Origin of the sequence: Roseomonas chloroacetimidivorans (genome assembly GCF_049629625.1) — a bacterium.
GTDB classification, from domain to species: domain Bacteria; phylum Pseudomonadota; class Alphaproteobacteria; order Acetobacterales; family Acetobacteraceae; genus Roseomonas; species Roseomonas chloroacetimidivorans.
The window spans coordinates 1-8690 of sequence record NZ_JBNBZS010000143.1 but is presented as its reverse complement, the minus strand read 5'-3'; the positions used below and the strand labels follow the sequence as shown (position 1 = coordinate 8690).

Here is an 8690-nt window from a genome sequence, read left to right as displayed (position 1 = left end):
AAGTCTACAACCGTCGGCCGTACTGCTCCCCGGCCCCGTCCCCCTGCCAAACCCAAAGGCGTGGCAGGTGATCATGATCACCGGATTGGGTGATCACCTTCGGCTGGAACAGCCGATCAGGATCACCGGAATACGCACCGGGTGCGGCGGAGGAGAAGCTGGCGGCGCTGCTGCAGGAGGAGGGTGGCAACCTGCGCACGGCGTTGCGGCGGCTGCAGGAGGCTGGGCCGGAGGCACTGGGAGCGCTGCGCGGGCGGGACGGGCTGTTTGCGGGCTCGGCAGCGAAGGGGGAGCGAGTGGCGGCGCTGGAGGCGGCGCGCGCGGTTCCCGGCAGCCTCGCCCGGGAGACAGGGGCACGGAGGCGGGCCGGGGCGGCCCATGTGGCGGCCGTGGAGGCGCAGCGCGGCCGGGATGCGATCGAGGTGCCCGGGCTGAGCCCGGCAGCCTGGGCGGCGGTGCAGGCCGTGGAACGGGCACGGGCAGAGGACCGGCGACAGCGGGACGGAGCGGGCCAGAGCGGGGTACGGGACTACTGGGCCGGGGTGTCGGGGGCGGGTGCCGGCAATGCGGCGGTCGCGGAGGCATGGCGCCGGGAGATGCTGGCACAGCCGGAGGTGGCGCGCGAGCTGCGGGCCGTGGTCGAGGCAGCGGAGCGGCGACTAGGCTTTAAGGGCGTGCAAGAGGCAGTGCGGAGCGCAGACGCTGTACAGGCCGCCGATGGTCTCAATGGGCGCGAGAGCCTCGCCGGGGTGGGACGCGTAATGTCGGTCTTGCGCGACGGACCGCTCGCGATGGACGTTCAGGAGCGCACCCAGGCGCGGCAGCAGGAAACCGAGAAGCAGCACTTAGGAATCAAGCGTAGACAGAGCATGGGAATGTAGCAACTCGCTCAGGTAAACAGCCGGATTCACATCGAATAAACGCCCTCGCCGGTGATTGCAAGGAAATTCGCTATTACACCTTCTTTCGAGCGAGAGTTGGCGGCAGACCTGCCAATATCCGGCCATTACTAAGATGCACCGGCCGGCTAGCGTCGCTAGCTTCCTAATGGCCGCTCAAGATTAACCGGCCAGATATTTAAAAGCCGTATTATCTTCATGTTTCTGTGCGGTGATATGCTACTTTAGTTGAGCTTATCAAGTTCCCTTACATAGTCTACCGGCAACTGGAGCGCTCCGCGATCTGGCCGGCGAAGACCGGCAACGCCGGCAACATCGTGCGCTAAATCTATACAGCTAGAATTAGTCAGATTGTAGCGGCCTGAATTCCAAGCGGACATTCTCTGAAGGATCTCACGTCGCTGACTATCAGTTATTTTCCTTTCAACCGAAACTGTCACTCTCGAAAATCGAGAAGGATTTTGATCCATTTCGCTGTTAACAACTCCGGGACCACTTACCACTGCCCGAGTTCCTTCTCCTGCAGGATAGAATCCGTAGCAATCTTCCTTAACTCCGTTATTTAAGTGGAGGATAATGCAGGAAAAAGCATGTCCAGTAAACTCCCGTGCAGCCCAAGACGTATCTGATCCCATTATCTGAAGGTAAATGTCGCCACTAGCTGCGGAAGCAGGTTTGCTTAAGGAAGAACCACCATAAAATGCTAAAATAGCTAATAAAGCGAGGTTTTTGAGGGCGGGAGCCAAGTGCATATTCATTATCCTTCATCTGTTCGAAATTGTGTCTAGTTAAATTCGGCTCTAACTGGGAATAGCGTTTTACAGACGGCGCCAGCAGCCAAGCTGCTGGCAGCCAGTTGGTTGTTGGAGGTTGCTCGTTCTGGATTTTACCGATTCATGACAAGCATTCGGACCAGTTCCTCGGTTTGATCTTCGGCAAAGACCCTGTCTTCGAGCGCCTTGCCAATCACAGTGCCTAGCGCGCGCTCTCTATCCTCTACTCTCATGGCCACACCAGGAATGTCGGAACTGACTAAAAGATCGCCGACACGCACCGCGTTCCCGCGATTTATTACGCGCACATAGACTTGCCCCGTAACTGCGACTGGATGATCATTGGAGGTGTCGGTTCTGCTTCCTAATATAAGGCCAGGCGTCAAGCCCCCAGCACCACTTACAACTCCTACGGCACGGCTATCATAGGCGACACGAGACGGCTCAACCCCGTCACCATGTTGGCTGATCGACATCACTGTACCAGGGGCAACACCATCGCGGGTAGCGAGCTCGAAGATCTCCGAAACGTCATTCACACCTCGACCGTTGAGCGTGAGCATTCCTCGTCCGCTTCGGCTGGCCCCGAGATAAACAACTTCCTTACCCTGTGCGTCATAAAATTCCGCAAAGCCTCCGGCAGAGTCTGTGGTCAGCCTAGCTGTCCGATTTCCATCCGGATTGAAAAGACTAATTTGCCCAAATCCCCCGGCGTTAACCCGAATACTAGCGACGGTTTTGCCGCTATTGTTCGAGATATCTAACATTCCATCGCGCCCAGAGCTTGAGCCGATATATGTTACCTGCTGGCCTGCGCTGTTGCGGAACTCAGCAAAGCCATTGTTGTTGACGCTCGTGCCCAAACTTACGACACGTTGCCCGCCGTCATTGTAAAGGAATGCGCTGCCATCCTGCCCTGCATCCCGTCCAGCAAAAAATATTCTCTGCCCGGAAGCATTCACAAACTCTGCAGTGCCAGGACCTACTCTGATTCCACGCTGTCTAAGCTCCAGACGAGTAACTTGGGTTTCGTCTTTTGGATTCAGGCGAACGGAAAGATTCCTGATGTTTCTACGCAAATCCGGCCGATAAGTAACAGTCGTTATATTGACTGCACCGCGGCTCTCAATTTGCTGCAAATCGTAAACTTCTAGACCGCGAAAAAGTTTTATTTCGTCTCGATACGACACTCCGTGGTGCTTGCTTATGTGCTCTGCGAACTCTCTTTCTGAGAGATTTTCTCGCCTTCTTAAATTTTCAGTTTCGCTTTCGTAGTTAGCAGACCCACCGAAATAAGGAGGGTAGCCACCCTGAACTGAGACATTCCACTTCTGGCGGCTTCTGTCAAATGCTTCGAAATAATTCCGCTGTTTAGTTTTGAGGTCTGTTTCTGAGTTGACTATATCAACCACTTCGCGCTGTACTGAGAATGGCTGATAGTCCTTTGGGTCAATATTGAGGTTAAGCTGTCTGTGAAGACGTTCATCCATCGACCGAAGTTGTTCTTGCGTCGCACGCCAGGTCTCGACCACTCCGAATGCTCTTAGGAGTTCCTCAGCCGAAAGTGTTCGTTCTTCAATTTTTCCTAGACCTGGATAGTAACTATCAGTTATTTCGGTTCGGATTGCATTGGCTGCCTGGGCCATCTGTTGTGCCGTGAAAACTTCTGCGCCACGCTGTCTTAAATCACGGAATGCCTTGGTTTCGATTGCTTGGCTTAAACTCAAAACTCGCCGAGACTCATCAAGGCTTACCTCATTGTAGCCATAGGTGACTAGAAGCTGAATATCTCCACTATTAATGCGATCCACAAGTTCACGAGAATTTATCCTTGCGCTTAGTTCCATCGAAATATTCTGCCGTGACGGAGGCTTGTTCAAAATGAACGGCCTGACATCGTACAGCGCGCGGTAGTCATCGCTCAGTACGTCAAGGCGGATCGCGTCGATTCTTAGGATATCTATAACGATCTGTTCGCGAGTAAGAACTGCACCATCATCCCCGCGTACCTGCTTTCGAGCGAGTTCAGTCCTAATCTCCTCAAGAACTTCGGGTACTGAAAGAAGGAAGCTTAGCTGTGCCGCTCCGGCTTGATCATTGAGCGGCGCATGCCTTGCATACAGGATGTTGGTGCCATTCCTGTCGAAGGGATAGAAATTCATGATGGGGGCGACGTAGAAGCGGCGCTTGTTCGTTGTTGATGGAAAAACTTCAACGGTTTCACCGATCGACAGTGGTATCGTGTACGCACTGTCGAGCACCGTTTCTGCTCCGTTTTGTGCCCGGACATCAGATATCGACAGCGCTGCGAGGATGAGTGGCACACCCGCAAAGTGCAGAAGTCTCTTAGACATGATCCCTCCATCACGACGGCATGCGCCCGCTCGTCGTGACCAAGAGTTCAGCAGAGCCGCAATCGTTTACTCAACAAACTTATTAGGGCATCACAATAATATTGTTGTTGAGACCGTCTCGGCCTTCTCCCCTGACGCATATTGACCGGCCGGTAAGGCCAACGTTAGCCGCCCACCTGGGTCGCATCCCATCCAGCCCTCACCTGCCTTCACCTCCCGGTCCTCGTTCTGGTGCGACAGGTTGACAGCAGGGTCGGCAGGGCTGGGTGAGGTGTTTGGGGCAGGTAGGATGGGGCGACACTGCCGCCGATCAACCTGGGCCGGCAGCAATTCCCAACCCGTGGGACGGTGAGTTCGGGTTGGAATGCGTCGGCTGTAACGAACCGCCGCGGCCATCTCCTCCATTATTGAGGGCTGCTTCCGGTCCTTGCCCCGATGCCGAACAGCCGGCATCACAGACGATGGAGCACGAGTACCATGCTGAACGACGACATCATTTCCGATGACATCCCCGGGGCCGCCCCCGACGAGCCGACCCTCGAATGGTCCTCCGACGCGCCGCGCGGCGGTCGCGCGGTGATGGGCCGCATCCTGAAGGATAAGGCGACAGTCCCGCTCTTCTTCGCGCAGACCCTCATCCAGTCCCTCCGAGACGTCGGCTACGACCACACCACCTCGGCGCTCTGCGAGCACGTGGACAATGCCATCCAGGCCGGCGCAAAAGAGGTTCGCGTCTTCTTCCGCCAGACGGGGAAGAGGGGCGAATACCGGATCGACGCCGCGGTCTACGACGATGGGCGCGGCATGGCGCCGGCGACTCTAAAGGTTGCGACCTCCTTCGGCGGCTCGCTCAACTTCAACAACCGCAAGGGCATCGGCCGCTTCGGGATGGGCATGAAGACGGCCGCGCTCAGCATGAGCCCCGTCATGGAGCTGTACTCCTGGCAGGAGGCGGGCGCCTTCTACAACATGACCCTCGACGTCGAGGCGATCGGGAAGGAGCGGGTCAACCTCGTGCAGCTCCCCGATCCCACCCTCATGTCCGAGCTGCCGGACGAGGTCGCCGATCTCTTTCGCAAGGCGATGACGTTCCCCTCGGACCGCTCTGAGCAGCAGTTGCTAGTCGAGGGAAACGAGGACATCGTCGAGCGCCTCGGGCGCTCGGGGACGATCGTCTACATGCCGGAGTGCGACCGTCTCACCTATGCGAAGGCTCAGACGCTCGCCGAGCACGCGACGAAGGAGATGGCGCGGGTGTACCGCCGCGCCATTGGCGCCGGTCTCCGACTTTTCGTGAACAACCGCCGGGTAGAGGCCTCTGACCCGACCTACTCGATGCCGAACGCGCGCCACACGCGGCTCGACGTCACGCCGAAGCAGAGCCGCCTCATCCTCGCCAAGCCCGTGAGGATCAAGCTGCACGAGAACGGCCCGGAGGACGAGGCGGCGACGATTACCATCAAAATGTTCAGGCTGCCCATCGAGGAGTGGTCCGTCCTGCCCCGTAAGGTGCAGCACAACGATCTGCGCATCTTCGACGGATACACCGTCTCGATCCTTCGGAACGACCGTGAGGTGTTCGCGGGCCAGATGCCGCGCATCACCACGCGCCACAGCGTCACCTACTGGTATCGGATCCAGATCGACATCCCTGGCGAGCTGGACGAGGCCTTCGGCATTGCCTCCAACAAGCAGGGCGTCCGGATGAAGGGGTACGTCGAGGAGGCGATCAAGAAAGCGATCGGGGACGACATCACGTCCATCAATGAGGCGATCAAGCAGGTGCAGGCGCAGGCGAAGGCCGCGCGCACGCCGGCGAAGCCCACGGCGAGCGAGGCGAAGGCGGCCGAGGCCGACCCGTTCCAGCGCACGCAGGTGATGGTGCTTACCCCGGAGGAGGAGGCTCAACTCGACGACAATCTCCGCGGCCTCGCCGTCACCCTCCGGCGCGACGGCGAGAGCGAGGAGGAGGCCTTCGAGCGGGTGAAGGCGTCCCCGTACATCATTACCTTCCGCCACGACGAGTACTGGCCCTTCTACGACGTGCAGCAGCGGTTCGGCCGGACGATCCTCACCCTCAACACGTCCCACCCGTTCTTCACGCACCTGTATGATCCTGTCAGCAAGATGGGACAGGTGACCGAGGCCGAGACTGAGGGAGCGCCGGGGATGCCGGCGGTGCCCGCCGAGCAGAGCGGCCCGATCGTGGCGCTTGATCTTCTCCTGCTCTCCCTGGCGCGCACGCAGGGGCGTCTTGCCGGGACCGGCGACGAAACGCGGAAGGTGCTGGAACTCCTCCGGCGCGAGTGGTCCGAAACCTACAAGGTGCAGATGACCATCTGAGCGGGTGGCGGGGGGGGGTGCCCCCCCCGCCATCTTGCCAAAGCGGAACATGACGCTACCCTAACACCGGGCCGAACGCTCGATCCTCGGTCCCGCATCACCCCTGTCCAGGCACAGCGTCCTGGGAGGAGGCAGCGGGAGAAGCCAAGGAGCGAGCCGACGTTCCGACCACCCCGCGAGCCGACAGTGGCCCGCACAGAGCAAAGGGTTCGGACGATGGCGGAGATCCCGCATCCCTGGCGCGCGTACGCGCGCCTCCAGCAACAGGCCGGACGGAACCGACGCGCCGACGCGCGATCCTGGGCCGTCGAGGCTGGCCTCGACCACCTCCTCGGCGTTTCCGCTGAAGACTCCGAGAACGACAGCGACGTCGCTCGGGTCGTCTCAACTGCGCGTCGGCGCGAGGTACACCGCGGGGGCGCGTTGCGGCGCCATGCGGCCGGTTGGACCGCCCCCCAGCACCCGGAGGCCGTGCTCCACGCTGGCCTCACACTGAAGGCTATCCGGAGCCGCGTGACGGTATCGGAGTGGGATATCCTTTGCGACGTCGGCGCTGGCCGAAGCTACGACGAGATCGCGGAGGCGCGAGGCGGTACCCCCGGGAGATGCCGGGTTCGGGTTCTCCGCCTCCGGCGAGCCCTCGCCTTGCGGCAGGCCGCGTGATGACCGTGGTCATGACGTTTGGAGAGGCGCTGGAGCGCTCCGAGCCGGGCAAGCGCAAGCTCCTCCTCGGCAACGGCTTCAGCATCGCGTGGAGGGCCGAGGCCTTCACCTACCGCTCTCTCCTGGAAGCGGCGGACCTGGCGCGGCTGCCCCGCGCAAAGGCGGTGTTCGACGCCCTCGGGACCTCCGATTTTGAGGAGGTGATCCGCGCCCTGCTTAGCGCGGCAAGGATCGCCCCGGCCTTCGGGCCGGCGGGCGCTTTGATGGCGGGGGAGATGCGAGAGGACGCGGAAGCGCTGAAGAGCATTCTCGTCGAGGCGATCGCTAGTCGGCATCCCGGCCGTCCGCAGGCCGTCGGCGACGCCGCCTTCACGGCGTGTCGCGCCTTCCTCCGGAATTTCGACTGCTACTACACCCTCAACTACGATCTCCTCCTCTACTGGGCGCTCATGCACGACGAGGCGGATGGCGCCGTCCTGCCCCGGAAGGACGGCTTCGCGAACCCCGAGGGCGAGGCGGGGACCGAGTACGTCGTCTGGGAGGGCGGGGATAAGCAGGACGTCCACTTCCTCCACGGTGCGCTTCACCTCCTTGACGCTGGTGCCGAGCTGCAAAAGCGGACTTGGAGCCGAACGTCGGTGCCGCTGATGGATCAGATCCGGGAGGCACTGGATAAGGAGCGCTACCCGCTCTTCGTCGCGGAGGGCGAGAGCCGGCAAAAGCTCGCCCGCGTTCAGCATCACGGATACCTGAGCCGCGCGTTGCGAAGTTTCGGCAGCATCGCCGGCGACCTCTTCATCTACGGCCACTCGCTCGCACCGAACGACGAACACGTGCTGCGTAAGGTCGAGCGTGGGAAGGTGAAGCGCTTGTTCATCAGCCTCTACGGTGATCCTGCCTCGCCCGCCAACGCCCGCATCGTCCGCAGGGCGATGGAGATGTCGGAGCGGCGCGGCACCCGGAGGCCGCTGGAGGTGCAGTTCTACGACGCGGCTTCCGCTCGGATCTGGGGATAGGAACCTCGGCGGCCCAAGGTCGGTAGCCGGGCGCGGCCGGCGCCGGTCTTCGAAAGCTGAACGGCGGGGGGCCAAAGCCCTCCCGCCGTCCTTTCCACCGGGGGCGCCAACAGACCTGTGGAGGATCTGCCCGCCGTCCTTTGGCGCGCCGCTTGGACATACGACGGCGGACCCCGGTGGAGGAAGGATCGGATGATCCTCCCTGACCTCCGCCTCCTCGGTAAGCGTCAGCCCTCAGCGGCCTTGAGGTGACGGGTCATGCCTGCCGAGATGGCGGGCATGACGGACGAAGCTGAAGTGTTGGAAGCGCTCGGAGCGGATCCTTCCGACGATCGGAAGGGCGCTTTGCGAGCGCGCGCGGATCGGGGCGTCCAGGTCGAGGTGCGACCGGTGCGGCGGCGAGGTAAGCGTCAGCCCTCAGCGGCCTTGAGGTGACGGGTCATGCCTGCCGAGATGGCGGGCATGACGGACGAAGCTGAAGTGTTGGAAGCGCTCGGAGCGGATCCTTCCGACGATCGGAAGGGCGCTTTGCGAGCGCGCGCGGATCGGGGCGTCCAGGTCGAGGTGCGACCGGTGCGGCGGCGAGAGTGGCCTGATGCGGACAAGGTGCGGGTGGTCCGCGAGAGCCTGCAGCCGGGTGCG

The 8690-nt window shown here is 61.0% G+C and carries 6 protein-coding genes; 4 read left to right on the top strand and 2 right to left on the bottom strand.

The genetic code is table 11. The features are described from left to right. Positions 1-89 precede the first annotated feature (89 nt). Positions 90-881 carry a hypothetical protein gene (locus ACO1BU_RS34755; RefSeq protein ID WP_424140481.1) on the top strand — a complete coding sequence of 264 codons (792 nt, stop codon included), beginning with the start codon at positions 90-92 and terminating at the stop codon, positions 879-881. Positions 882-1123: 242 nt separating this feature from the next. Here the strand turns inward: ACO1BU_RS34755 and ACO1BU_RS34750 are convergent, their stop codons facing one another. Beyond that, on the bottom strand, positions 1124-1651 hold the full coding sequence (locus ACO1BU_RS34750) for a hypothetical protein (RefSeq protein ID WP_424140480.1): 528 nt from the start codon (positions 1649-1651) through the stop codon (positions 1124-1126). A 134-nt stretch (positions 1652-1785) separates the two neighbouring features. Continuing rightward, positions 1786-4026 (bottom strand): hypothetical protein, encoded by a 2241-nt coding sequence (locus tag ACO1BU_RS34745; RefSeq protein ID WP_424140479.1) that lies wholly within the window; start codon positions 4024-4026, stop codon positions 1786-1788. 477 nt (positions 4027-4503) lie between these two features. Here ACO1BU_RS34745 and ACO1BU_RS34740 point away from each other — a divergent pair, with 477 nt between their 5' ends. From ACO1BU_RS34740 to ACO1BU_RS34730, 3 genes are all read left to right on the top strand, one after another. Next, on the top strand, positions 4504-6369 hold the full coding sequence (locus tag ACO1BU_RS34740) for an ATP-binding protein (protein WP_424140478.1): 1866 nt from the start codon (positions 4504-4506) through the stop codon (positions 6367-6369). Between the two features lie 674 nt (positions 6370-7043). After that, positions 7044-8048, top strand: a complete 1005-nt coding sequence (locus ACO1BU_RS34735) for a DUF4917 family protein (RefSeq protein ID WP_424140477.1) — start codon at positions 7044-7046, stop codon at positions 8046-8048. 441 nt (positions 8049-8489) lie between these two features. Further along, positions 8490-8690: hypothetical protein (locus ACO1BU_RS34730; RefSeq protein ID WP_424140476.1), on the top strand; the 201-nt coding region annotated here is incomplete at its 3' end.

What these genes read in the sequence shown, in the direction of transcription:
- ACO1BU_RS34745 (WP_424140479.1), bottom strand. Translation starts at nt 4,026, where the DNA reads ATGTCTAAGAGACTTCTGCACTTTGCGGGTGTGCCACTCATCCTCGCA.
- ACO1BU_RS34740 (WP_424140478.1), top strand. Translation starts at nt 4,504, where the DNA reads ATGCTGAACGACGACATCATTTCCGATGACATCCCCGGGGCCGCCCCC.
- ACO1BU_RS34750 (WP_424140480.1), bottom strand. Translation starts at nt 1,651, where the DNA reads ATGCACTTGGCTCCCGCCCTCAAAAACCTCGCTTTATTAGCTATTTTA.
- ACO1BU_RS34735 (WP_424140477.1), top strand. Translation starts at nt 7,044, where the DNA reads ATGACGTTTGGAGAGGCGCTGGAGCGCTCCGAGCCGGGCAAGCGCAAG.